Source organism: Cohaesibacter marisflavi, assembly GCF_963665895.2.
Classification (GTDB): Bacteria; Pseudomonadota; Alphaproteobacteria; order Rhizobiales; family Cohaesibacteraceae; genus Cohaesibacter; species Cohaesibacter marisflavi.
The window spans coordinates 211,008-234,185 of sequence record NZ_OY762534.1; the positions used below are offsets into that span (position 1 = coordinate 211,008).

Below are 23,178 nucleotides of genomic sequence, written 5' to 3' on the forward strand. Positions count from 1 at the left end.
CAAGGGCGGCGGTCGATCTTCTGTGAGGCATATAGAGCCAATGGGGGCTGCTTGTAAAGAGCCCCATTGGTGCCTGATGTCAGTCCATGGCCTTGAAATTGAATTCGCCGCCTTCCTTGATGCCGGAAAACCAGCGGGCAGTGACTGTTTTGGTCTTGGTGTAGAAGCGGAAGGCATCGGGACCATATTGATTGAGGTCGCCGAAGGAGGATTTCTTCCAGCCGCCGAAGGTGAAATAGCTAAGGGGAACCGGGATCGGGAAGTTAATGCCAACCATGCCGACATTGACGCGGTGGGCAAAATCGCGCGCGGTGTCACCATCGGCGGTGTAGATAGCCGTGCCATTGCCATAGGCATTGTCCATGACCAGCTTCAGAGCCTCTTCATAGCTCTCTGCGCGCACCTGACAAAGAACCGGGCCGAAGATTTCCTCTTTGTAGATGGTCATGTCTGCTGTGACATTGTCAAACAGACATGGGCCAACGAAGAAACCATTCTCAAAGCCTTCAAGCGAGAAACCACGCCCATCTACGACCAGTTTGGCGCCTTGTTCTACGCCACTGTCGATGAGACCGAGAATGCGGCTCTTGGCGGCTGCGGTTATGACCGGGCCATAGTCGATATCCTCGCCCTCAGTGTAAGCGCCGACCTTGAGTTTTTCGATGCGGGCGACGAGTTTTTCTGTGAGGGTATCGGCGGTTTTCTGGCCGACTGGAACCGCCACAGATACGGCCATACAGCGTTCGCCTGCGGCGCCAAAGCCTGCGCCGATCAGGGCATCTGCTGCCTTGTCAAGATCCGCATCTGGCATGATGATCATGTGGTTCTTGGCCCCGCCGAAGCATTGGGCGCGTTTGCCATTGGAGGCCGCACGGCCATAGATATATTGTGCGATTGGGGTGGAGCCGACAAAGCCGATGGCCTGAATTGTGTCATTGTCCAGAATGGCGTCTACGGTTTCCTTGTCGCCGTTTACGACCTGTAGCACACCGTCCGGCAAACCGGCTTCCTTGAGCAGTTCGGCAAGACGGAAGGATGTGGAGGGCACTCGTTCGGATGGTTTCAGGATCATGGCGTTGCCGCAGACCAGCGCTGGTGCCATTTCCCAAAGCGGGATCATGGCAGGGAAGTTGAAGGGCGCAATGCCTGCGACCACCCCCAGAGGCTGACGCATGGAGTAAAGGTCGATGCCCGGTCCGCCATTGTCGGTAAATTCGCCCTTGAGCAGATGCGGCGCGCCCATGCAAACTTCAACCACTTCCAGACCGCGCTGCACATCACCGCGAGCATCTGGCAGGGTTTTGCCATGTTCCATACTTACCAACTCGGCCAGCTCGTCCATATGCTCATTGATCAGGGCTCCGAATTTCATCATGACGCGGGCGCGGCGCTGTGGGTTGGTCGCGGCCCATGCTGGCTGTGCCTTGGCGGCGGCATCCACAGCGGCATTCAGCTCGTCGATTGTTGCCAGTGCGACCTTGGCCTGGATTGCTCCTGTCGCAGGATTGTAAATGTCGGAAAAACGCCCCGATGTGCCGGCGACGAGAGCGCCGTTGATATAGTGGCCATATTCGCGGGTCATGTGGACCTCCCAAATGCATGTTTATTGTGGTTGGGTGCATAGTGTATCAACAAAAATCGAATAGCAACGCTCGTCAAAACTCATCCGTTGTGCAAATATTAAAGTTTGGGAAGCAGCCAGGAGAGCCGGAGAGACAGGATGAATTGGGATGATGTGCGCATTTTTCTGGCGGTGGCGCGGGCGGGGCAAATTTTGCAGGCCGCGCGGCGTCTGGGGCTTAATCATGCTACGGTTGCCCGACGTATTTCCTCGCTGGAGGAAGCTTTGCAGGCCAAATTGCTTAAACGGCATACGACGGGCTGTAGTCTGACACCTGAAGGGGAGAGCTTTCTGCTGGCCGCCGAGCGTATGGAAACGGAGATGCTCTCTGCGCGGGCCGACATCGGGGCGGCGGATACCTCCGTTTCTGGCGTTGTGCGCATCGGGGCGCCGGATGGCTTCGGGGTTGCCTTTCTGGCGCCTCGTCTTGCGCCGCTGCTTGAGCAATATCCTGATCTCACGGTCCAGTTGGTGCCGGTGCCGCGATCCTTTTCGCTGGACCGGAGGGAAGCGGATATCGTGATCACAGTCGAACGGCCGTCGCAGGGTCGATTGGTGGCGCGGAAACTGGTGGACTATAGTTTGGGATTTTACGCCTCAGAGGACTATGTGGAGCGGTTCGGCCACCCGGCGAGTCTGGACGATTTCAAGTGCCATCGTCTGATCGGGTTCGTGGAAGATCTCATCTATTCGCCCTCGCTGAATTACAAGGCCGAGATGATGCGCGGCTATCAGCCACAGTTTGAGTGCGCCAGCGCGCTGGGGCAGACAGAGGCCGTTCGGGCCGGACTGGGCATAGGCATTCTGCATGGCTTCATGGCGCGGGAAGACCCCAATTTGGTTGAGATCCTGCCCGAGCGCCGCATTCAGAGGGCTTATTGGGCGGTCTATCACGAAAGTACCCGGCAGTTGAGACGGATCAAGGCGGTTTCGGATTTTGTTTATAGGTTGGTCGAGCAAGAGCGCGCGATCTTCCGATAGACTTTTGAGCCGTATCTCCCAATCTTTCTCCATGCGGCAATTTGACTCCCCGGAAATGAGAAACACTCTTTAAAATGGTTGACAAACGAATAGTCTGGAAGACATATTTAGAATAATTCTAAATTAAGGTATCCGCCAATGGTTTTGAGTCTTTTTTCCAACAGCAAGCGCGCTTTCACGTCGCTTTCCGAAAAGGAAGTGCTTGCTTTGGCTATATCCTCAGAGGAGGATGATGCGCGCATCTACAGGGCCTATGCCGAGCATCTGCGCGCCGACTACCCGCAAACTGCGAAAATCTATGAAGATATGGCCGCTGTCGAAGATCAGCATCGCTGCAATCTGATTGAGATGTATAAAAGCCGGTTTGGCGATGTGATTCCGCTTATCCGGCGCGACCATGTTCGTGGCTTCTATGATCGCAAGCCCGATTGGTTGATGAAGACTCTGACGCTGGAGAAAATCCGCAATGAGACCATCGCCATGGAAGATCAATCTGCACGCTTCTATCGCGTTGCGATTGATCAGGTAACCGATGCCGATACGCGCAGGCTATTGGGTGATCTGGCTCTGGCTGAAGAGGGGCACGAGGATATTGCTCGCGAATTGCAAGATGAGCACACGCCCGATGCCGTCAAGGATGATGAGCAGAGCCATGAGCATAAGCAGTTTGTGCTGACATGGGTGCAACCCGGTCTGGCGGGGCTCATGGATGGGTCCGTTTCCACGCTCGCGCCGATTTTTGCCGCCGCTTTTGCAACGCAGGACACCTGGCAGACCTTCCTGATTGGTCTTTCGGCTGCGGTTGGTGCCGGTATTTCCATGGGCTTTACGGAAGCGGCCCATGATGATGGCAAAATCTCGGGGCGTGGCTCGCCCATCAAGCGCGGAATCGCCTCTGGTGTCATGACCATGGTCGGTGGCCTGGGGCATGCGCTGCCTTATCTTATCCCCTTCTTCTGGACGGCGACCGTGATTGCCGTGGTGATCGTCTTCTTTGAACTTTGGGCCATTGCCTGGATTCAGAATAAATATATGGAAACGCCATTCCTGCGGGCTGCTTTCCAGGTCGTGCTTGGCGGAGCACTGGTGCTGGCTGCCGGTATCCTGATCGGCAGTGGCTAAAGCGTCATCTCTATGTCCCGATATTAGGGCTCGCGCATGCGCTTGGGATGTGAAGCGCGGTGTGCGGGCCTTTTTCTTTGCCGGCCTCACGCGGCGTTCACTTTCAGTTGATCGACATAAAGCGAAGGGTTAATTGCCAGATTGTCGCAGCCTTTGATAGGCTACTGCAATAGAACCAAAATCCTCGCCTCGTTCTTTGCTAAAAAAGGGACGTGGGAAGGATGTTGCAGGAGAGATATTATGGCAGCCCCAAGTTCATACCAAGGCCCTCGCGCTGAACATAAAGGTCAGCAGAGCGTGTCGCAGGATGCTCATATTGCTTTCGAGAAGGCCTATTCTCAGACAACGGTAGGCGATATCCTCGAGGAAAAGGATGGTGCTTTATTTTCTGTGACTGTCAGCTCCAGTCTTGCTTCTGTAATCGCTGAACTCCACACCCACAAGATCGGTAACCTGCCGGTGATTGACCCTAATGCGGGATTGGTCGGTGTGATTTCCGAGCGCGATATCATCCGCGCAACCGGCGAATTCGGAGAAGAGGCGTTGTCTCGTCCGGTTCGCGATTTCATGACTGCCAATCCGCAAACCTGCTCTCAGGAAGACAAGGTCGGCGATGTCATGATCCGCATGACCGAAGGGCGCTTCCGGCATATGCCTGTTGTCGACAATGATGTGCTTGAAGGCGTCATCTCCATTCGTGATATCGTCATTCATCGCGTCAAGGAAGTGGAGTTCGAGACCCTGCGTCTTAAACAGCTCATGGTTGGCTGATCTATCATAACGCCAAGCATCTCTGGCGCCGATTGCGCCGGAGATGTGATCTGATCCTTGCGCCATTCCGTATCTCTGAGCAAAGGAGAATGATACGGCATGAGCAATCAGCTTGAAAACTACCAGCGGGTCTGGATCATCGGGGCTAGCTCTGGCATGGGCGCTGCTTTGGCAGAGATGCTGGCTCAGCGCGGCAAAGAGGTGATTGTCAGCGCGCGGCGCGCTGAGAAGCTCGAAGCGCTTGCCCAGCGCTCCAGCCTGATTACGCCTCTGCCTCTTGATGTGGAGGCCCCGGATGCGGTAGCTGAAGCGGTATCCAGCCTTCAGACTGCGGGCTCTCTTCCCGATCTTACCATCTATTGTGCTGCGATTTACGAGCCGGGCGGGATGGCCCAGCTTGATCCTGAAAAAGCAAGGCAGCATATTGGCGTCAATTATCTGGGCGCTGTGTCTGTTCTGTCGGCTCTTTTCCCGAAATTGAAGGAAAAAGGCTCAGGATCGATCGCCATTGTGTCGTCTCTCACCTCTTATTGTGGTTTGCCGATGGCTGCGCTTTATGGTCCGACGAAGGCGGCGCTTGCCAGCCTGTGCGAGACGATCAAGCCGGAGTTCGATCAGGCCGGACTGCAGCTTCAGCTTATCAATCCCGGCTTTGTCGATACGCCTCTTACGGAGAAAAACAGCTTTCCCATGCCGTTTATCCTCTCGCGAGAAGAGGCTGCTCAGCGTATTCTCAAGGGGCTTGAGCGCTCAGCCTTTGAAATTGCCTTTCCAACACGCATGGCGGTTGCGCTCGGTCTGTTGCGCAGGCTTCCCTATGGTTTGTATTTCCGCTTGATGAGGAGGATGCTTCGATGAGTGTTCCCACAGAACAAAGAGCAGAGGTGGCGCGCCTTTATGCGCAATATTTCGAGACCCTTAGCCCAGAATCCGCAAAGGATGCGCAGGCTCTGATCAGTGATGATGTGCATTTCATCGATCCGTTCAACGATGTCAAAGGCAGAGAGAATTTCCAGCGGGTTGTCGACAAGATGTTCGAGGATGTGAAAGATCCCTGTTTTCAGATTCTGGATCTGGCATGGTCGGATGCTGCGGATCTTTGCCTCATGCGCTGGGATTTCTCATGCACGGCGCCGGTGATCGGGTTCTGGACAGTGCGCGGAGTGAGTGAAATTCGGTTCAATGATCAAAACCAGATTTGTGCTCATTATGACTATTGGGATGCGAGCAGACACTTTTATGCGCGCTTGCCGGTGATTGGCTGGATGATCCGCAAAATCCAGAAGAAGGCCAGTATCTAGGGGGCAGGCAGGGCCGCCGCCTGATCCGATGACTGTTGCTGCATATGGAAAAAGGCATGTCCAATTGAGGGGCATGCCTTTTGTTTTTCGGGCCTTTTGTTTTCCCGTCGGTTTGCGACAGTGCAGCTTCTTCCGAAGAGGGCTTAATATTATGCGGGTCGTTCGTAGCAATAATGGCCCACATTGATGGTGTTATTGGCGAACCCTGCCTCACAATAGGCGAGATAGAACAGCCACATACGTTTGAAACGTTCGTCATAGCCGAGTTTGGAGATCTGCGGCCACTGCGCCAGAAATGCCTTGCTCCAGCGCGCCAGAGTCTTGGCATAATCCTGCGTGAATGTTTCCCTGAAGACCGGAATGAGGCCTGCCTTTTTGGCGTGGTCATCCAGATGAACTTCCGTGGGCAACATGCCCCCGGGGAAGATGAAGGTCTGGATAAAGTCTGCGCCGCTGCGATATTTTTCAAAACCATTTTCGTCGATGGTGATGGCTTGCAGCGCGGCTCTTCCGCCCGGACGCAGATTGTCGTGCAGATGCTTGAAATAGACCGGCCAGTGCTCTTCGCCGACGGCCTCGATCATTTCGATGGAGGCGATGGCGTCATATTGTCCGGTCTCGTGGCGATAGTCGCGCAAGTGGAAGCGGGCAAGGTTGTCAAAGCCTTTGGATTTGGCCCTGTTAATCGAATAGTCGAGTTGCTCGGTTGAGAGGGTCAAGCCTTCCACCTTGCAGCCGATAGTGGCTGCGCGTTCTGCAAATGCCCCCCAGCCACAGCCGATCTCGAGAATGGTGTCTCCGGGGCGAGCATTGCTCAATTGTAGCACCCGATCCAGTTTGCGCAGCTGGGCCTGTTCCAGCGCCTCATGCTCTTCGGTCTTGTAGGCAGAGGAATAGGTCATCGTGGGATCAAGCCACAATCGGTAGAAATCGTTGCCCAGATCATAGTGGAACGAGATATTCTTGCGGCTGCCCTTGATGCTGTTGGCTCGGGCCAGGTGTTTGAGATGGGCGATCCAGCGGGCGACCTTGCCATGGGAATAGAGTTTCTCATATGTGGCGCGGTTCCTCAGGCACAGATCAAACAATCTTGCCAGATTGTCGCAGCTCCAGTGAGCCGAAATGAAGCTTTCCGCGACCCCAAGCATGCCGCGAGTGACAATGCTCCAGAGCGTTCGATTGTTGTGAATCTGGACCTGTACGATTGGCTCTTTCTCATTGCCTGACCCGAATAGGAGCTTGCCGCCTGAAGGCAGGATAAACTCGACATGGCCATAGTGCAGGCCTGAAAAAATGGGACTGAGGAAGCGGTGCCAGAGGCGCCCTTGCATCGTAGGCACCACGGACCCTGCCATGGAGCCAGACCGATCAAATTCCGCATGCGTTAGATTCTTCTGCAAACTCATTGATGCAATCCTTTACCAAGTCTGGAGCGGTGAAGGCTTGAAACTTGCTCGGACGGCACGGGCGGTCGTTTGTGAAAAGGCGCGCCCTTGCGCCATAATTTCAAGGCTTCAAGATGTATGGCTGCGAGGATTTTCCATCCGCTCTGGATCAGCCTAACAAAAGTTAATGTTAGATTTCTAGTGGTGAAGGCCTTTTTTTGTGCGGTAAAGGAGGCCATCAGAGAAGAGGGTTGCTGGCCGCTCAATGTGATTTGGTAGGACAGTTTTTCGTGCGGTAAGCGAATTGAGAAATTGTACTTTCCTTCAATATCCAGAAAAGGTGATACGTAGAATATCTTTTTCCCCTCATGGCGCAGCCTTTGGCCTTGTGACAAATTGCGCTCCTCATTGGTGAGAGCATAGATATAGTGAAAGCGTTCTCCGAATGTATTGCTGACCTGATAGAGGATCGCCTTGAGGTTGTTTTCCTGATCGCAACAGAAAAAGAGTGTTAGTGGATTGAAGCTGCGTCCCAGAACTCTTGGAAAGGTCAGCGCAGTAAAGCGGGTGGGGCGGTTAGCTTCCTCTGAGAATTCGCCAGAAGCTTCCACCAGATGCTCAAGATAGTCTTGCAGACTGTCGAATCCGGGTGCGATATAGTCCGCCTCATGAAAGCTGATGAGGTTAAAGTGGTTGACGGAAAAGAGGCGCGAACGCTGGTTTATCTCGTCAAGCTTGTCGAGCGGCAGGAGCATCGAGGTCACCCTGTAGGCAAGGCGATGTTCCACTGCGCCGCTGCGCACATGGCTGACGATGCCTTCATAAAGACAGGCATCAGGGGCAAAGGTGAGGGCTTCGTTGTTCATCATTTTGCTAAAGCCAAAAGCTCTGCCTTGTCGCCTTTGCCAAGTGTCCGTGCTGTTCTTGCTTTTGGTGGAGCAACAAAGATCCGGTTTGAAGGATCTTCTAGCGTCCATGGTCGCGGTACGCCGCCGAGCTGCTCCGCAACCGCAAGGCCAGCCTGAATGCCATCCTCGTGGAAACCATAACCGAAATAGGCCCCGCAGAACCATGTCCGTCGAATGCCCTGAAGTGCCCAGAGTTTATTCTGGGCTTTAATTGCCTGCATTGAGAAGACAGGATGATGATAAAGCTGCGAACGCAGAACGGTGCCTTCTGCCGGTTGCTCAATCGGGTTGAGCGTAACAAACAGATCGTCCTTGCAGGCCAACGGCTGAAGCTTGTTCATCCAATAGGTCACACAGAGCCGCGGATCGCTTGCTTCGCCTTGCTCGCCAGCGCCGCTATCCTGAATATAGTTCCAGCTTGCCCAGGCCGCTCGGCGACGTGGCATCAAGGCTGGATCCTTGTGCAGGATCGCCAGATTTTTGTGATAGGGAATGGCCTCCAGCGTGGTGCGTTCGGCTTCATCCATATCGCCGCCACTGGCACCAAGGATCTGCAAGGCCTGATCGGCATGGCAGGCAAGCACCACATGGTCATAGCGCTTTTCAAGGCCCTGACGGGTGCGGATCGTCACGGAGCCGGGGCGTCGCTCCAGCGCGGTGATGGATTGATTGAGATGGATATCGCCTGATACAAGGCTGGCGATCTTCTCGACATAGCGTTTCGAGCCGCCGGGAATGGTGCGCCATTGCGGACGATTGCGGAATTGCACCAGCCCGTGGTTGATCGAAAAGCGCATGAAGGCTTCGAAGGGAAACTTCATCATTTCTTCTGACGGAATGCACCAGATGGCGGCGCCCATTGGCACCAGATGATCATGGATGAAGGCATCAGAGTAATTGTTGGCCTTTAGATAGTCTTCCAACGTCATGGATTGGGCCAGAGCGGTTTCGATATCACGAGGGGCCTCCATATAAAAGCGCCTGATATCTGTCAGCATTTTCAAGAAGCGCGGATTGAGAGCGTTGGAAGGTTTGGCGAAGAGGCCCTTTAAGCCCTGTCCGCTATATTCCTGATCGCTATCGCGCAAGGACGCGGAGAAGGACATGTCAGATAGCGCAGTGTCGACTTCGAGATGGTCAAACAGTCGGGTCAGGTTCGGATAGGTGCGCTCGTTATAAACGATAAAACCGGTATCCACATCAATCGGGCCAGTGGATGTTTCCACGGTCTGCGTATTGGCATGCCCACCCAGACGATCGTCTTTTTCAAAAATATCGACCCTATGATTCTTCGAGAGAAGCCAGGCTGCCGAAAGTCCTGAAATACCTGATCCGATAACTGCTATCTGCATTGTAAACTCCGCGGTTTTTCAACTTATTCGTTTCGTTCGGGGCAATGGATCACTTTCTAAAGTCAGAGTTTTTCTATCTTACAAAATTTTTTTTGCCTTCGGGCTCGCACTTTTTGTGATCCGCCTTTGTACTTACCCAGTAAAAGGTTATGAACGCATTTTGGGATGGATTTGATGATGACAATGGTGCAAGCTCTCTCGAAAAGATCGAAGGGAGGCGGGTGTATGACCGCTGGCCAACTCAGTGCCATGCTTGTTGCGTTGGGTGAACATCATGATCGCGTTGCTTTTCGGCAGCTGTTCGATCATTTTGCGCCGCGCTTGAAGAGTTTTTACCTTAAAGCGGGAACGAATCCGCAGATGGCTGAAGAGCTGGTGCAGGAGACCTTCACGCAGATCTGGCGTAAAGCGCATTTATATAGGCCTGATAAGGCCGCAGCTTCGACCTGGATCTTCACCATCGCCCGAAATCAGCGCATTGATCGCCTTCGCTCTGAAAAGAGCTTTGTTTACAAGGATGAGGATTTCTTTGCTTCCAAGCTGGTGTCTGATGAAGAGCAGACTACAGAGGTTCATCGCAATGAACTGGTGGAGCGGGTTTCCAAGGCCATGGCCCTGTTGCCCAGCAATCAGGCCGAGATTGTGAGCATGGCCTTTTATGACGAAGCGACCCATGCAGAAATTGCCCAGAAACTGTCATTGCCCTTGGGGACTGTCAAATCCCGCATGCGGCTGGCATTTGGGCGCTTGAGAAATATTTTGTCGGAGGTGGAAGCATGATTCACCATCATTTGAGCGACGAAATGATACTGGCCTATGCTGCAGGCAGCCTTTCTGCCGGGCAGGCAATGGTGGTGGCTTGTCATCTGGACATTTGCCCCGCCTGTGCTGCAAGGGTGGCAGAAGCTGAAGTGATCGGTGGCGCTCTGATCGCTGATGTCGAAGAGACCGCTGTATCTGATGACCTGTTTAACCAGATTTTGGTGGATGTGGATGAAGCTCAAAGCTTCCCTGAGCCCGAGCGCACTGGTGCTTCAACTTCAGATGATCTGTCTTCATCGTCCTATCTTGACGGGCGCTATGTGCCCCGCCTGCTGGCCAATATGATCGGTGATGACTTTGCTGCTGTGCGTTGGCGCACTGTGGGGCCGGGTATCAAACAATTCGTCTTGCCGGTGCCTTCATCGGAAGGGGAGAAGGTACGCCTTCTCAAACTCTCGCCGGGGTTTGTTACGCCCGATCACAGTCATCACGGCAGTGAATTGACCCTTGTGCTGAAGGGCTCCTTTTCTGACGATACGGGCCGGTATCGGGTTGGGGATATTCAGGATGCCGAAGAGGACATGCATCATCAGCCGATGGCCGATACTGAAGAGGACTGCATCTGTCTGGTTTGCACCGATGCGCCCTTGGAATTCAAGGGTGTGATCACGCGGCTGTTGCAGCCGATTATCGGTATCTGATGGCGGTCAACTCCGTGCCTGAGGCTCTCATGAAAGATAAGGTTGAGCGTATCGCCGTGATTGGTGCCACAGGTAGTATCGGGGCTGCTTTGTCGGATAATCTTATGGAACTTTTTCCTTCGGCGACGCTGCTTGCTGTCGGGCGCAGCGTGCCATCAAGAGAGAAGAATGCGGGCCAGAAGGCTCCGGTTTGCATCGGTGGCTTCGATCTTCTCGACGAAGAGAGCATCCATGATACCTGCTCTCTAATTGTCGCAGATGGAATGCCTGATCTTGTCTTTGTCGCAACGGGTATTCTGCATGACGGCGATGCCTTTCCCGAGCGATCGATCAAGGATCTCGATAGGCAAGCGATGGAGCATTTGCTGGCGGTCAATCTGGTCGGGCCAAGCCTCATCATGAAGCATCTTCTGCCTCATGTGCCGCGCAAGGGAGCGTTCCGCATGGGGCTTTTGAGCGCGCGGGTCGGCTCGATATCAGATAATCAGCTTGGTGGCTGGTATAGCTATCGCACGTCCAAGGCTGGCCTTAACATGATGATCAAGGGAGCGGCAATCGAGCTCAAGCGGCGCAATCGGGATGCCATTCTGGTTGGCCTGCATCCGGGCACGGTTGAGAGTGCCTTGTCCCAACCCTTTCAATGGAATGTTCCCCCACAAAAGCTTTTCACGCCAGAGCATGCGTCCCGCTGTCTGGTGAAGGTTTTGCTATCGCGAAGCCCTGATCAGTCCGGCCTGTGCTTTGACTGGGCGGGCAAGGAGATTGAACCGTGAGCGATATCGCCATTCATTGGTTCCGGCAGGATCTGCGCCTGTCGGATAATCCCGCACTTGCCAAAGCGGTTGAGAAGGGGGACCTGATCCCCGTTTATATTCTGGATGACGAGAATGCCGGAGCCGACGCCATGGGCGGGGCCAGCCGCTGGTGGCTGCATGAGGCGCTTCGGATTTTGAATGATCAGCTCGGTGGTCATTTGCGGCTCTATAAAGGTGATGCCAAGGAAATTCTTCCAAAGCTGGCTGCGCTTCACGATGCGCGCATGGTGAGTTGGACCCGCTGTTATGAGCCATGGCGGGTGACGCGCGACAAGGCCATAAAGGAAAAGCTGGATGCGCAAGGCTGCGAAACGATCCGGCTGAATGGTTCTTTGTTGTGGGAGCCCTGGGCCATCAAGAAGCAGGATGGTACGCCCTATAAGGTCTTCACTCCTTTCTTTCGCAAAGGATGCCTTCAGGCACCCCCACCCGCAGCGCCTATCGATGCACCTGAAGACATCCATTATGCCAAGCCGAAAGAGGGGGATGGTGCGGTCCGTCTCGATGGGCTTTCCCTTTTGCCAGCTATCGAATGGCACAAGCAGATGGAACCGCATTGGGAGATTGGCGAGGCCGGCGCTCAGGCGGCGCTTCGGTGCTTTCTGGATGAAGGGCTGAATGGCTACAAGTCGGGCAGGGACATCCCCTCCCAGCGGCATGTGTCGCGTCTTTCGCCCTATCTGCATTGGGGGCATATTTCACCCAACCAGATCTGGCATGCGCTGGATTGTCTGGAGGACGACGCGGTTCCTGATCGGGATGTCGATCATTTCCGCTCCGAGCTGGCGTGGCGGGAATTTTCCTACTCCTTGCTCTATTACAATCAAGAGCTCACGTCTGTGCCCTTGCAGCCCAAATTTGCCGGTTTTGAATGGCAGAATGATTCCGCTAAGCTGAGCGCTTGGCAAAAGGGTATGACGGGCATTCCCATCGTTGATGCTGGTATGCGGGAGCTGTGGCAGACCGGCTACATGCATAATCGTGTGCGGATGATCGTTGCCTCCTTCCTCATCAAGAATATGCGAACGGATTGGCGCAAGGGCGAAGCATGGTTCTGGGACACGTTGGTGGATGCTGATCTGGCCAACAATGCTGCCAGCTGGCAATGGGTGGCGGGCTGCGGCGCAGATGCGGCTCCCTATTTCCGGATTTTCAACCCCGTTTTGCAGGCCGAGAAGTTCGATGCTGATGGCGACTATATTCGCCTGTATGTCCCCGAGCTCGTAAAGCTGCCGAATAAATATCTGTTCAAGCCATGGACGACCCCCAAGGACATAATGGCTGAAGCTGGCGTTCGACTTGGGGAAACCTATCCGATGCCGGTTGTCGATCTCAAGGCAAGCCGCGAAGCTGCGCTTGATGCTTACAAGGCGCTGAGCTAGCCGCTGGCCAGCTTACCGGCTTTGGGCTATAAAAAAGGGATGTGTGTCCGCTCGATGGTTCCTCGCTATACGGGCTTTTGTCCTTTGTTTTCCCCTCGGGAGTATACCATGCCGCTATTTGATGATCGCCTCTGCACGCTTGGAGAAGGCCCCCTTTGGCATCCTCTGCGCAAACAGCTTTTCTGGTTTGATATCATGGGCAAGACCCTGTTGACCCGCACCGGGGACAGCGTGCAGTCATGGACATTTGATGAATATGTCAGCGCCGGAGGCTGGGTGGACAAGGAGCGTATTCTCATAGCGAGCTACAGCTCCCTGTTTGTCTTCAACGTGGAAACGGGCGCTCAGGAGAAGCTCTGCGATCTTGAAGCCGACAAGCCGGAAAATCGCTGCAATGATGGGCGGGCAGACCCCTATGGCGGTTTCTGGATCGGCACGATGGGGATCAAATCCGAGCCCGGGGCCGGTGCCTTTTATCGCTATTATCGCGGTGAGCTGCGCAAGCTCTACGCCAACATCACCATCACCAATGGCGCCTGTTTTTCAGCCGACCGGCAATGGGCCTGCTTTACCGATACGAAGAGTCGGCAAATGATGCGGGTTGCGCTGGATTCACAGGGCTGGCCCAAAGGGGAGCCTGAGGTGTATCTCGATTTTCGTGCAGATGATCTCAATATTGACGGAACGGTGTTTGATGTCGCTGGTAATGTCTGGATCGCTCATTGGGGAATTCATGCGGTGCGTGCCTATGGGCCAGATGGAAAGCAAGTGCATGAAGAGGTGTTTCCGGTGACGCGGGTTTCCTGTCCAGCATTCGGTGGGGATGACTTCAAGACGCTTTATGTAACCTCGGCCCGAAGTGGTGCGAAGGAAGAGGAGCTGGCGCGTGAGCCGTTGGCCGGTGCGACCTTTGCCTGTCGCCTCGCATTTGAAGGGCAAGCGGAAAACCAGATCCTGCTGGCTTGATCCGTTTTACATTATCTGGTGACATCCTCTAGAGGGCTCTCCGCAGCTTTGGCTCGTGTGCATAAGAAAGCCCGCAAGCTGCGGCTTGCGGGCTTCATGCCGATCAGGACATCCAAAGTAAGTGGGGTGGGACGCTGCCCTGATGTGTCTGCTAAGTCAACCGATCATGAGGCAATCGGGAGACGCAGTTTGGCAAGTTCAGCCGCTTCTTCTACAGAAACATTGTCGTGGATGACGGCGCGGCAGGCTTTCATCAGCGCAAGCGGATCGTCGGACTGGAAAATGGAACGGCCGAACAGAATACCGGCTGCGCCTGCATTGACGATGTCGGAGACGAGGCTCAGTGTGCCATAGTCGCTGTTGGTTTTCGGCCCGCCTGCCAGCATGATCGGAACCGGAAGCTGCGCAGTGATTTGCTTGAGGGCTTCTGCGCTGCCCGGCCAGTCGGTCTTGATGATGTCTGCCCCCATTTCGACGCCGATGCGTGCATGGAAGCCGACAAAATCTCCGTCATTGATGTCTTCAGCCAGAGCATGACGGGCGCCCATGGTTTCGATGATATGCACGATGCCGCGTTCACGGGCGGCTGTGTTGACATCGGAATTGGCGCGGAAGGCTGCCGTTTCCACATCCGGGTCGTTATGGCCAACAAACAGATAGGTGATGACGGCTTCAGCTCCCAGAGCAACCGCATCATCGACAGAAGCGATCAGGCGGGTATAGCCATCCTTATAGGCCAGCGGTGTGCCCTCGCGCCACATGGTGGTCTGGTCCAGACGCAGGATGAGGTCCGGTCCGCCATTTTCCACCAGCCGCGGGCCAAAGTGCAATGCCGACCCCAGAGGCAGAATAACGGCATCAACGCCTGCTTCTGCCATATTGTCGAGCATTTGTTCTGGTTGCTCCATACCCTTGCAGGTGCCCAGTTGCAACGAATGGTCAAAGGCGATGCAGAAGCCACGTTGCGTTTTCGGATTCAGGATGCGGGAGAGGCGCACTTTTTGGCCCAGTTTCTGAAGCATTGCTCTTGTCCTTGCTAAACGAGGTCGAAATCAATCCTCGAGTGATTAAGTCTCTGTTTCGTTGCTTCATCCAGTTGGCGATCGATAAACACCTTGTCGAATTCGGTGAGATCGGCAAATTGGGTGAGAGCGCGTGTTTTGAATTTTCGTGACGTCAATAAAAGGGCTTTTCGTTCGGAGGCCGCCATCAGCGCCCGTTTTACGCGGACAATCTCCTGATCCTGATGAAACAGGCGATTGTCGATGACCGAAGAGGCCGACATGAAGACCCAGTCCGAGCGCAATTGGCTGAGAGCCTGCTCGCAAATGAGGCCAGAGAAGCTTTTGTGCGTGTCGCTATAGTTGCCGCCGGTGACGATCAACTGGACATTGGAAGAGCCTCTGAGGCGCTCGCAGACGGCCAGAGAATTGGTGATGACCGTGATATTCTCGATCTGTTCAAGATGATCGCACATCATCAGGGTCGTGGTGCTGTCATCGAGCATGATGGCGCTGCCAGGTTCCACCAATTCAGCTGCAGCCTGGGCAAGTTCCTTCTTGATGCTCTCGTCGGTCTGGCTGCGGAAATGAAAGTTGCTTTCGAACAAAAGCGAGCTTTCTGCCGTTGCGCCGCCGCGTTCCTTGCGCAAAAGGCCTCTGCTTTCGAGCAGATCCAGATCCCGATGCACCGTCATGCGGCTAACGCCCAGTTCCTTTGCCAGATGGTCCAGTTGCACGGTCTTCTGGCTCTGCACCATCGACAGGATCTGCTGGCGCCGTTCTTCAGCCTTCATGGGCTGTTTTAAATCTGCGTCGGAATGCTCTTCTTCCAAGCTGGTTTTTGCTTTTGATTTGGCCATGGTTATTTCCCACTCATCACACGTCCGAAGAAGTTATCTTCTCCCACCTGGCCACCTTTAAGTGAAATCTCGGTCCCGTCGATAGCACTATCGACGGAATGCACACGACACAGCGGTGCGCCGGGGACAAGTGGACCCGCAACCTCGAGATTCTTGATGCCCATGGCCGAAACGGCGTGGCTGGAGCTGTCGCCGCCAGCGAGAATCGTTCGTGTCAGGCCGGTCGCCTTGATGGCGTGTTTGAGAATGCGGCCCGTGCTTGACCCCATGACAGGGGAACTGTCCGCAGCCGTGAGGCCCTTGCGCTCAAGAGCGGCGCGTGTGGCTGTAATCTGTGGGTCATTCGGGCCGCGCGCCGTATGCAGCACGATGCCCTTGTGTTCAGAACTGAGCTGAACCAGCTCTTCGGCCAGACGCTTTTCTTCTTCTTCGCCCTTTTCCACCAAAGCGACCGTATCGATGGCTTTGACGAGGAAGCCGTTGGCTTCGGCCCAAGCGATCTGTTTGTCGGTGGTGGGGGAACAGCTGCCGCAAATGGCGATGGTGCGATCGACCGCGCCGCGTGGTAGCGGGGGCTCTACCAGCGGCAGGGTGCCTTCTTTGGTCAGATAATCAGCCAATGCATATTCAACGCCCGATGAACCGACCACAAAGGTTGGCTTGATCTGGCTGCGTTCATGCAGCAACTGTCCGGTCTTGTAGGTTGTCGCATCATCGAAGGTGTCCAGAATGACAGCGTCATTCTCGTCGCACAGCTTTGCGAAGGCCTCGGAAGCATCCTCTGCTAGCATGCGCCGGAAATCGATGCCCTCGATCTTGCGGTTCGTCTGAAGGGTCAGATGGGCGCGCAAATCCGACTCGTTCATTGGGGTCGAGGGATGCTTGCTCATGGTTGGATGACGGTCGATGCGAAAGGCTTCGCTGTCTCCCGCTACGCTGGCTGCGGCAAACAGATTGGAAAAGACGACATAGCGCTTGAGGCGCGTGACGCCGACAATGACCGGCACCGTCGCGTCAAAAATATCGTGGCCAAGCTCGATAGCCTTACCGATATTGCCGATGGTTGGCGCTGAATCAAAGGTAGAGCAGGTCTTGTAGTGACAGATTGGTGCGCCAAGCACCTTCAATTTGGCAAAGCTCTCTGCAAGATGGGTTTCCATCCATGCGGGAGACTGGCTGCGGCTGGTACCGGCGACGCCAACGGCGCGGATATGCGGATAGGCTTTCAGATCGTCATGAGAAGGCGGTTCCAGAAAGAGCATGGCGGGGATGCCGGCCATGGTGACGGATTCCAGTGCATCTGTGGAACCGGTAAAGTCGTCTCCATAGAAGGAAAGAAGCAGATTTTGCTTTTTGCCTGTATCTGTCATGATCTGAATATGCCTCTTGGACTTCAATTTATCGGCGTTTTGTCGCCTTGGATAACTGATTTGTATCACAAAAATCTCGATAGACAACAGGCTTCGCGTAAAATATAACAGATATTATGTGATGTATCTCATCAAGAGGTGTGCATAAATTGGGTTTGGGCGTACCATTGGTGACTGACTGACTACTTTTTGGAGTTGAGAATATGAACAAGATTGGCCTGACTATGGGGGATCCTGCGGGGATCGGGCCCGAGGTCGTCTGCAAGGCCTTGCAGGATATGACGGCAGAGGAACGTGCCGGGGTGATTGTCATTGGTGATCGCTTGTTTATGGAACGCGCGCGCGACATGATTGGCGCGGATTTTCAGTTCGTGTCGGAAGGCGATGTGCCTGAGGGGGATGTGCCGCTGGTTCAGGTGGATGCGCCCAATGCTGAATCCATTCAGTCTGGCGAGATTCAGCCCGATGCCGGGGAGGCTGCTTGCCGCTGTGTGAAAAAGGCGGTGGATATGGCTCTGGCCGAGGAAATCGACGTGGTCTGCACCGCGTCCTTGCATAAAACGGCGTTGCGAGAAGCTGGTTATAATCTGAGCGGTCACGCTGGATTGCTTAAGCTTTTCACTGGTGTAAAGAAGAATTTCGCGGTGCTGGCCGGGCCAAAACTTTCCGTCATCCACGTCTCGACCCATGTGTCTCTGGCTGATGCTGTAACTCTGTGCACGACAGAGTCTGTGCTTGAAACCATCCGTATTGCGAATCAGCACGTGCTGACCACCGGGATTGCTGAGCCGCGGATCGGAGTGGCCGGAATCAATCCGCATTGCGGAGAAAACGGCCATTACGGCACCGAAGACGACACGCAGGTTATTCCTGCTATCAAGCTGGCAAGAGCTGAGGGGATGAATGTGTCTGATCCGATTCCGGGGGATCTGGTCTTTGAACAGGCGATTGACGGGAAGTTTGATATCGTTGTTGCCCAGTATCACGATCAGGGGCACATTCCTGCCAAGCTGATTGGTGGGCATGACTGTGTGAATATCACGGCAGGACTGCCGATTTTGCGCACTTCAGTGGATCACGGCACTGCTTTCGACATCGCCTGGAAGGGTGGCCTTGCTCGTCCGGATAATATGAAGGCCGCCATTGCCATGGCGCGCAAGATGAAGCCTGTGAAGTGATCTGTGGTCGCATGTTACGCGGCAAGTGATTTTGATATTTGTCACGCCTTATGTGTGATTTTAAGTAATTTTGACAAGGAAAAGCCCGCTCAAACGTCGTTTGAGCGGGCTTTCTTATTGCGGCTGGTGAAGGGCTTTTAGGCCCATACTATGCCGAAGTTTCAGATTGGAAAATCTTCAGGATCGGTCACCGGAAGGGTGGAAAGATCGGGGAAGGGGCGGATGGGGTCGGTTCCATCCCAATTGATGCTGGCGTCACGAATTGTCTTGAAAAGCGTGCCTTTTGGCCCGTTTACCTCTGATAATTCGATCACAGTGCCCGGATGGAATTCCGTTTCGAAGTAGCAATAGCGCCCGTCATCTCCCACGGCGCCGTTCATTCCAACAGTCAAACCTTGTGCTGTCAGGCGTGCCAGATCTTCTGTGTAGTTGCGGGTCCAATAGGCAAAATGCTGGGCGCCTGTGCGGCCAGCATTGAGAAAATCAAGATACATAGAGGGGGCATCATTCAATTGTTGCACAAGCTCCATTTGAATATACCCAGAATTTGCGAGGGCGACAGAGCGCTCGATCGGGGACAATTCTCCTTTATAGTAGAAGTCCTTATCAGCGATTTTTTCTGCGTAAAACCAAGGGCCTATGCCAAGTGTCTTGGACCAGAACTCCATTGCTTCTTCAATATTTTTGACGACATAGCCGATCTGGCGTACCTCACCGAAGAACCTACTCATTTTTTAACTCCCGAGAGAATAAAACATCTATGGACAAGGAACGTAACAGATATTATGTTACAAATCTAGAGGCGTCACGCAGTTGCGAACTGAACCCTTTTTTGATGCCTTTATTAGGGAGAAGAAATCATGGCAAACATTAGCAGACGAAATCTGTTGAAGTCCGCAGCCCTGGCCGTTCCGGCCACGTTGGCTATGCCGCACATCCGTGCAGAGGCAAAATCCAAATTCGTATATAAATATGGTAACAACCTTCCTCTGTCCCATCCGTTGAATGTGCGCGCTGCTGAAGCATCCAAGCGCATTAAAGAGGAAACCAACGGCGATCTTGATATCAAGATCTTCCCGAGTAACCAGCTCGGTGGTGACACCGACATGCTCAATCAGGTCCGCTTTGGCGCGATTGACTTTTTCACGCCGTCCGCTCTGGTGATCGCAACGCTCGTTCCTGTTGCTCCGATCAACGCTGTGGGCTTTGCCTTCCCTGACTATGATCATGTATGGGCGGCCATGGATGGCGACCTTGGTGGTTATGTCGGTGAGGAAATCGAAAAAGCCGGCCTGCATATGATGCGCACTGTCTGGGACAATGGCTTCCGCCAGTTGACCACGTCAGAAGCCGCTGTGGAATCTCCGGAAGATCTGCATGGCATCAAAATCCGTGTTCCGGTCAGTCAGCTTTCCATCAGCCTGTTTGAAGCGCTGGGGGCAGCTCCGACCAGTATGCAGTTCTCCGAGGTTTACACCTCTTTGCAGACGCACGTGATGGACGCTCAGGAAAACCCGCTGCCGATCATTCAGACCGCCAAGCTTTATGAAGTTCAGAAATATGCCATGCTGACCAACCACATCTGGGACGGCTATCTGTTCGTTGCCAGCGGTCTGACTTGGAAGCGCCTGCCGGAAGATATCCAGACTATTGCCGAAGGCATTCTGAATGATTGTGGTCTCAAGCAGCGTGATGACATTTCCAAGCTGAACGCTTCTGTTCAGGCTGATCTGGAAGCCAAGGGCATGACCATTACGCGCCCTGATCCGAAACCATTCGTTGAAGCTCTGAACAAGACTGACTTCTATTCCAAGTGGCAAGAGAAGTTTGGTGACAAGGCTTGGAGCCTTCTTGAAAAATACTCTGGCAAGCTCGGCTAAGGAATAATTATGTCGACTATCGTTGAAACGAATTCGGAAGATGGGCTGTCCTCTTTTCGTGACTTTTGCGCAAAACTTGAACAATGGATTGCGCTCGTTGTCGAAATCCCTGGAGCCATCTTTCTGGGGTTGGAGGTCGTGGTTCTATTTGCAGGCGTAGCGTTTCGCTACGCCCTGCATTCTCCACTGGTCTGGTCGGATGAATTGGCTACCATCCTGTTTTTGTGGCTGAGCATGTTCGGGGCCGTCGTGGCTCAACACAAGGGTGGCCACATGCATCTGACTGTGGTCGTCGGATTGGCGCCAAAACGCTGGCAATCCCGTATCAACACTTTGGCATCTATGTGTGTCATTCTGTTTCTCGGGTTGCTCATCCATCCTGCCCTTGAACATTCCATCGGTCAGATGATGATCACGACTCCTGCCTTGCAGTTGCCCGATACGGTGCGCTCGGGGGCCATGTTTGTCGGTCTTACGCTGATGATGATCGTAGCGGTTCTGCAGCTGATCCAGAAGGCCAAGGTGTCCGACTTCCTGTTCGGGGTTGCAGTGATCGCGGTTTGCGGAATTCTACTGAATGTCTTCCTGCCTCAGCTTGAGAATATGGAAAACTTCAACCTGATCATCTTCTTTGGTGTTGGTCTGGCAGCATTGGTCTTTGGCGGGGCACCCATAGCTGTTGCCTTTGGTCTGGCCACGGTCGTCTATCTCAAATTCATGACCTATATGCCGATGGTGATTGTGATCAGCCGCATGGACGAAGGCATGTCGGGCTTCGTATTGCTCTCCATTCCGCTGTTCGTGTTGCTTGGATTGCTCATCGAAGTGACGGGTCTGGCGGCTGCTCTGGTCAATGTGCTGGCGTCTCTGGTTGCCCACTTCAAGGGTGGACTGTCCTATGTGCTGGTTGGTGCCATGTATCTGGTTTCCGGTATTTCCGGCTCGAAGGCTGCGGATATGGCCGCTATCGCTCCGGTGTTGCTGCCTGAAATGCAGAAGCGCGGCAAGGAGCCGGGCGAGTTGATCGGTCTTTTGTCATCGTCAGCTGCCATGGGCGAAACCATTCCGCCATCCATCGTGCTGATTACCGTGGGCTCTGTGACTGGTGTTTCCATTGCGGCGCTGTTTACGGGTGGTCTCATTCCGGCAGCTCTGGGTGCTATCGGCCTGCTCATCGTTGCTTACTTCCGTTCACGCGATGAAGATGTCAGCGACGCCAAGCGGGCCAGCCGCAAGCAGATCCTGTTTGCAATTCTCAATGCTCTGCCAGCTTTCCTGCTGCTTGCTGTTATCCGTGTCGCGGTTGTGGCCGGTATTGCAACGGCAACCGAAGTGGCGACTGTTGGTATTGTCTATACTCTGCTGGTCTCGATCCTGCTTTATCGCAAGTTTCCGGTCAAACGCATGTGGAAGATGCTGTGCAATTCGCTGGCGCTTTCCGGTGCGATCATGATCATTCTGGGCACGGCAACGGCCATGGCGTGGGCTTTGACCCAGTCCGGTTTCTCCCATCAGCTGGCGGCAGCGATGGAACAGATGCCTGGTGGTGCCTTCGGCTTCATGGCTTTGTCCATCGTGGTCTTCGCGATCCTTGGCAGTGTGCTTGAAGGCATTCCGGCGGTTGTGGTGTTTGCGCCTCTGCTGTTCCCGATTGCTTTGGAGCTTGGCATTGGTGGTGTGCATTATGCCATCATGATGGTTCTGTCCATGAGCCTTGGCCTGTTCGTTCCGCCTCTCGGTATCGGCTTCTATCAGGCCTGCGCGATTGGTGGTATCGAGCCCGACAAGGCCATGAAGGCGATTTGGCCTTACATGTTCGCGATCCTCGTATCGGTGATCATCGTGGCCTGTGTGCCTTGGGTTACTGAACCTTACTTCTGATAAAGGCTTTTCTTCCAAAGCCGAATGCCCGCGCCTTTTCGATGAGGCGCGGGCATTCTTATTGGGGACTCTCCTTGACGCTACCGTTGGCATGAGCGCGTCATTATAGGCCTGCTAATGTGCAAAGTTAGCTGCACAATGTCGCCAAAAAGGCTTTATATTCGTTAGCGTGTGAGCCTTCAAAATTGTCCATGCCCGGTTTCGTTAGGGTGCCTTTGGGCTTGGTGTAGCTTTGGATAGTACGCCCGGGTTTTTCATGCCAGGTGATGTTGAAGGCGGCGAGTTTGGGAAAGAAGTAAAGATCGGTAGGGGGAAGATGGTCATGGATCCACCATGCCATGGCCTGCCAGTGGTGAGACTGCTCATAGTACCCGATGAAACTGTTTACAACGATTGTAGCCGTAGCGCCGCAGTAGCCATCAGCGTCGCGCCGATCAAATATATGTTTTGCGTAGTTTGCTTCATTGCGCGCGCATCCTAGATTATTTTCATTTCCAAACTGGTTTACCGCCGGTGCGCGATAGGCTGATCGAATGCTAATACGACCAAATTGCTTTTGCAGTGGCTCCAGCAATGTCTCGCATAGCTTTGAGGCAGCATAAATCGCCAAATCGGGATCGTCTGGAATGTTCGGAATGCCATTGAAGTTGGCGATTTCAGAATAGAGCATATCCCTCATGAAAAAGGATTTTGAAAGGCGCACGCGCCCGAGATCTTCAAGTGATTTGACAGAACCTGGCTTTTTCATACTCGTGTATCAATCCAAAAATGATGACTTTATCTAACTCCTTTATACAACCTATCGGTGCGGGTGTGTGGACATCAAGGTTGGTCATGGACTTGCGAGCGATCCTGAGTAAGCCAGATTGGGCGTCGGGGAGTGAGAGAGGCTGCGTACTTGACCGTAAATGAGTTTCTGTTCGCTGGAGATATGGGGAACG

At 53.9% G+C, this 23,178-nt stretch carries 22 protein-coding genes; 13 read left to right on the plus strand and 9 right to left on the minus strand.

Translation table 11 applies throughout. From position 1 onward, the window contains the following. Window positions 1–79: 79 nt before the first annotated feature. On the minus strand, window positions 80–1,582 hold the full coding sequence (locus tag ACKPCT_RS01925; protein ID WP_090074364.1) for a CoA-acylating methylmalonate-semialdehyde dehydrogenase: 1,503 nt from the start codon (window positions 1,580–1,582) through the stop codon (window positions 80–82). A 138-nt stretch (window positions 1,583–1,720) separates the two neighbouring features. Here ACKPCT_RS01925 and ACKPCT_RS01930 point away from each other — a divergent pair, with 138 nt between their 5' ends. The 5 genes from ACKPCT_RS01930 to ACKPCT_RS01950 all read left to right on the plus strand — a co-directional run bounded on the left by ACKPCT_RS01930 (window position 1,721) and on the right by ACKPCT_RS01950 (window position 5,796). Beyond that, window positions 1,721–2,602, plus strand: a complete 882-nt coding sequence (locus ACKPCT_RS01930) for a LysR family transcriptional regulator (RefSeq protein ID WP_319568209.1) — start codon at window positions 1,721–1,723, stop codon at window positions 2,600–2,602. A 138-nt stretch (window positions 2,603–2,740) separates the two neighbouring features. Beyond that, window positions 2,741–3,724 carry an iron exporter MbfA gene (gene mbfA / locus ACKPCT_RS01935; protein WP_090074367.1) on the plus strand — a complete coding sequence of 328 codons (984 nt, stop codon included), beginning with the start codon at window positions 2,741–2,743 and terminating at the stop codon, window positions 3,722–3,724. Between the two features lie 240 nt (window positions 3,725–3,964). Further along, window positions 3,965–4,495, plus strand: coding sequence for a CBS domain-containing protein (locus ACKPCT_RS01940; RefSeq protein WP_090074369.1), 531 nt, complete (start codon window positions 3,965–3,967; stop codon window positions 4,493–4,495). 99 nt (window positions 4,496–4,594) lie between these two features. Then, entirely contained in the window at window positions 4,595–5,353 is a 759-nt protein-coding gene (locus ACKPCT_RS01945) for an SDR family NAD(P)-dependent oxidoreductase (RefSeq protein WP_090074371.1), read from the plus strand. Beyond that, entirely contained in the window at window positions 5,350–5,796 is a 447-nt protein-coding gene (locus ACKPCT_RS01950) for a nuclear transport factor 2 family protein (protein ID WP_090074372.1), read from the plus strand. Before ACKPCT_RS01945 ends, ACKPCT_RS01950 begins: the two co-directional genes overlap by 4 nt. Before the next feature lie 149 nt (window positions 5,797–5,945). Here ACKPCT_RS01950 and ACKPCT_RS01955 read toward each other — a convergent pair whose 3' ends face one another. The 3 genes from ACKPCT_RS01955 to ACKPCT_RS01965 are packed head-to-tail and all read right to left on the minus strand — an operon-like array spanning window position 5,946 to window position 9,441. Further along, window positions 5,946–7,202 carry an SAM-dependent methyltransferase gene (locus tag ACKPCT_RS01955; protein WP_090074374.1) on the minus strand — a complete coding sequence of 419 codons (1,257 nt, stop codon included), beginning with the start codon at window positions 7,200–7,202 and terminating at the stop codon, window positions 5,946–5,948. Beyond that, window positions 7,199–8,050 (minus strand): DUF1365 domain-containing protein, encoded by an 852-nt coding sequence (locus tag ACKPCT_RS01960; protein ID WP_319568210.1) that lies wholly within the window; start codon window positions 8,048–8,050, stop codon window positions 7,199–7,201. Before ACKPCT_RS01960 ends, ACKPCT_RS01955 begins: the two co-directional genes overlap by 4 nt. Further along, entirely contained in the window at window positions 8,047–9,441 is a 1,395-nt protein-coding gene (locus tag ACKPCT_RS01965) for an NAD(P)/FAD-dependent oxidoreductase (protein ID WP_090074377.1), read from the minus strand. Before ACKPCT_RS01965 ends, ACKPCT_RS01960 begins: the two co-directional genes overlap by 4 nt. Before the next feature lie 225 nt (window positions 9,442–9,666). On the opposite strand from ACKPCT_RS01965, the gene ACKPCT_RS01970 reads away from it, so the two are divergent. From ACKPCT_RS01970 to ACKPCT_RS01990, 5 genes are all read left to right on the plus strand, one after another. Further along, on the plus strand, window positions 9,667–10,221 hold the full coding sequence (locus tag ACKPCT_RS01970) for a sigma-70 family RNA polymerase sigma factor (protein WP_319568211.1): 555 nt from the start codon (window positions 9,667–9,669) through the stop codon (window positions 10,219–10,221). Then, a complete protein-coding gene (locus ACKPCT_RS01975) occupies window positions 10,218–10,904 on the plus strand; it encodes a ChrR family anti-sigma-E factor (protein ID WP_319568212.1) in 687 nt (228 codons plus the stop codon). The genes ACKPCT_RS01970 and ACKPCT_RS01975 overlap by 4 nt, the downstream gene beginning before the upstream one ends. Before the next feature lie 29 nt (window positions 10,905–10,933). Then, a complete protein-coding gene (locus ACKPCT_RS01980; RefSeq protein WP_319568213.1) occupies window positions 10,934–11,677 on the plus strand; it encodes an SDR family NAD(P)-dependent oxidoreductase in 744 nt (247 codons plus the stop codon). Then, entirely contained in the window at window positions 11,674–13,101 is a 1,428-nt protein-coding gene (locus ACKPCT_RS01985) for a cryptochrome/photolyase family protein (RefSeq protein ID WP_319568214.1), read from the plus strand. Before ACKPCT_RS01980 ends, ACKPCT_RS01985 begins: the two co-directional genes overlap by 4 nt. A gap of 108 nt (window positions 13,102–13,209) precedes the next feature. Then, window positions 13,210–14,067 (plus strand): SMP-30/gluconolactonase/LRE family protein, encoded by an 858-nt coding sequence (locus ACKPCT_RS01990; RefSeq protein WP_090074385.1) that lies wholly within the window; start codon window positions 13,210–13,212, stop codon window positions 14,065–14,067. A 164-nt stretch (window positions 14,068–14,231) separates the two neighbouring features. Here ACKPCT_RS01990 and ACKPCT_RS01995 read toward each other — a convergent pair whose 3' ends face one another. Genes ACKPCT_RS01995 through ACKPCT_RS02005 form a run of 3 tightly spaced genes read right to left on the minus strand, consistent with a single transcriptional unit; the run spans window position 14,232 to window position 17,298 of the window. After that, the gene (locus ACKPCT_RS01995; RefSeq protein ID WP_090074387.1) at window positions 14,232–15,089 is read right to left on the minus strand and encodes a class I fructose-bisphosphate aldolase; all 858 of its coding nucleotides are present in this window, start codon (window positions 15,087–15,089) and stop codon (window positions 14,232–14,234) included. A gap of 14 nt (window positions 15,090–15,103) precedes the next feature. Then, on the minus strand, window positions 15,104–15,928 hold the full coding sequence (locus ACKPCT_RS02000) for a DeoR/GlpR family DNA-binding transcription regulator (protein ID WP_319568215.1): 825 nt from the start codon (window positions 15,926–15,928) through the stop codon (window positions 15,104–15,106). A 2-nt stretch (window positions 15,929–15,930) separates the two neighbouring features. Next, on the minus strand, window positions 15,931–17,298 hold the full coding sequence (locus ACKPCT_RS02005; RefSeq protein WP_319568216.1) for a four-carbon acid sugar kinase family protein: 1,368 nt from the start codon (window positions 17,296–17,298) through the stop codon (window positions 15,931–15,933). Between the two features lie 203 nt (window positions 17,299–17,501). Here ACKPCT_RS02005 and pdxA point away from each other — a divergent pair, with 203 nt between their 5' ends. Beyond that, window positions 17,502–18,476 (plus strand): 4-hydroxythreonine-4-phosphate dehydrogenase PdxA, encoded by a 975-nt coding sequence (gene pdxA, locus ACKPCT_RS02010; RefSeq protein ID WP_319568217.1) that lies wholly within the window; start codon window positions 17,502–17,504, stop codon window positions 18,474–18,476. Window positions 18,477–18,637: 161 nt separating this feature from the next. On the opposite strand, the gene ACKPCT_RS02015 is transcribed toward pdxA, so the two are convergent. After that, entirely contained in the window at window positions 18,638–19,207 is a 570-nt protein-coding gene (locus tag ACKPCT_RS02015; RefSeq protein WP_090074391.1) for a VOC family protein, read from the minus strand. 129 nt (window positions 19,208–19,336) lie between these two features. Between ACKPCT_RS02015 and ACKPCT_RS02020 the strand changes: the two genes are divergently transcribed. Together ACKPCT_RS02020 and ACKPCT_RS02025 are read left to right on the plus strand one after the other, a co-directional pair. Continuing rightward, window positions 19,337–20,356: a TRAP transporter substrate-binding protein gene (locus ACKPCT_RS02020; RefSeq protein WP_090074393.1), complete on the plus strand. Its 1,020-nt coding sequence runs from the start codon at window positions 19,337–19,339 to the stop codon at window positions 20,354–20,356. A 9-nt stretch (window positions 20,357–20,365) separates the two neighbouring features. Further along, window positions 20,366–22,237 (plus strand): TRAP transporter large permease, encoded by a 1,872-nt coding sequence (locus tag ACKPCT_RS02025; RefSeq protein ID WP_090074395.1) that lies wholly within the window; start codon window positions 20,366–20,368, stop codon window positions 22,235–22,237. 127 nt (window positions 22,238–22,364) lie between these two features. On the opposite strand, the gene ACKPCT_RS02030 is transcribed toward ACKPCT_RS02025, so the two are convergent. Then, window positions 22,365–22,985: a peptidase M15 gene (locus ACKPCT_RS02030; protein ID WP_090074396.1), complete on the minus strand. Its 621-nt coding sequence runs from the start codon at window positions 22,983–22,985 to the stop codon at window positions 22,365–22,367. Window positions 22,986–23,178: the final 193 nt, after the last annotated feature.

Excerpts from the sequence above, each read along its gene's own strand:
- ACKPCT_RS01925 (WP_090074364.1), bottom strand. The coding sequence starts at position 1,582 with ATGACCCGCGAATATGGCCACTATATCAACGGCGCTCTCGTCGCCGGC.
- ACKPCT_RS01930 (WP_319568209.1), top strand. The coding sequence starts at position 1,721 with ATGAATTGGGATGATGTGCGCATTTTTCTGGCGGTGGCGCGGGCGGGG.
- mbfA (WP_090074367.1), top strand. The coding sequence starts at position 2,741 with ATGGTTTTGAGTCTTTTTTCCAACAGCAAGCGCGCTTTCACGTCGCTT.
- ACKPCT_RS01940 (WP_090074369.1), top strand. The coding sequence starts at position 3,965 with ATGGCAGCCCCAAGTTCATACCAAGGCCCTCGCGCTGAACATAAAGGT.
- ACKPCT_RS01945 (WP_090074371.1), top strand. The coding sequence starts at position 4,595 with ATGAGCAATCAGCTTGAAAACTACCAGCGGGTCTGGATCATCGGGGCT.
- ACKPCT_RS01950 (WP_090074372.1), top strand. The coding sequence starts at position 5,350 with ATGAGTGTTCCCACAGAACAAAGAGCAGAGGTGGCGCGCCTTTATGCG.
- ACKPCT_RS01955 (WP_090074374.1), bottom strand. The coding sequence starts at position 7,202 with ATGAGTTTGCAGAAGAATCTAACGCATGCGGAATTTGATCGGTCTGGC.
- ACKPCT_RS01960 (WP_319568210.1), bottom strand. The coding sequence starts at position 8,050 with ATGATGAACAACGAAGCCCTCACCTTTGCCCCTGATGCCTGTCTTTAT.
- ACKPCT_RS01965 (WP_090074377.1), bottom strand. The coding sequence starts at position 9,441 with ATGCAGATAGCAGTTATCGGATCAGGTATTTCAGGACTTTCGGCAGCC.
- ACKPCT_RS01970 (WP_319568211.1), top strand. The coding sequence starts at position 9,667 with ATGACCGCTGGCCAACTCAGTGCCATGCTTGTTGCGTTGGGTGAACAT.
- ACKPCT_RS01975 (WP_319568212.1), top strand. The coding sequence starts at position 10,218 with ATGATTCACCATCATTTGAGCGACGAAATGATACTGGCCTATGCTGCA.
- ACKPCT_RS01980 (WP_319568213.1), top strand. The coding sequence starts at position 10,934 with ATGAAAGATAAGGTTGAGCGTATCGCCGTGATTGGTGCCACAGGTAGT.
- ACKPCT_RS01990 (WP_090074385.1), top strand. The coding sequence starts at position 13,210 with ATGCCGCTATTTGATGATCGCCTCTGCACGCTTGGAGAAGGCCCCCTT.
- ACKPCT_RS01995 (WP_090074387.1), bottom strand. The coding sequence starts at position 15,089 with ATGCTTCAGAAACTGGGCCAAAAAGTGCGCCTCTCCCGCATCCTGAAT.
- ACKPCT_RS02000 (WP_319568215.1), bottom strand. The coding sequence starts at position 15,928 with ATGGCCAAATCAAAAGCAAAAACCAGCTTGGAAGAAGAGCATTCCGAC.
- ACKPCT_RS02005 (WP_319568216.1), bottom strand. The coding sequence starts at position 17,298 with ATGACAGATACAGGCAAAAAGCAAAATCTGCTTCTTTCCTTCTATGGA.
- pdxA (WP_319568217.1), top strand. The coding sequence starts at position 17,502 with ATGAACAAGATTGGCCTGACTATGGGGGATCCTGCGGGGATCGGGCCC.
- ACKPCT_RS02015 (WP_090074391.1), bottom strand. The coding sequence starts at position 19,207 with ATGAGTAGGTTCTTCGGTGAGGTACGCCAGATCGGCTATGTCGTCAAA.
- ACKPCT_RS02020 (WP_090074393.1), top strand. The coding sequence starts at position 19,337 with ATGGCAAACATTAGCAGACGAAATCTGTTGAAGTCCGCAGCCCTGGCC.
- ACKPCT_RS02025 (WP_090074395.1), top strand. The coding sequence starts at position 20,366 with ATGTCGACTATCGTTGAAACGAATTCGGAAGATGGGCTGTCCTCTTTT.
- ACKPCT_RS02030 (WP_090074396.1), bottom strand. The coding sequence starts at position 22,985 with ATGAAAAAGCCAGGTTCTGTCAAATCACTTGAAGATCTCGGGCGCGTG.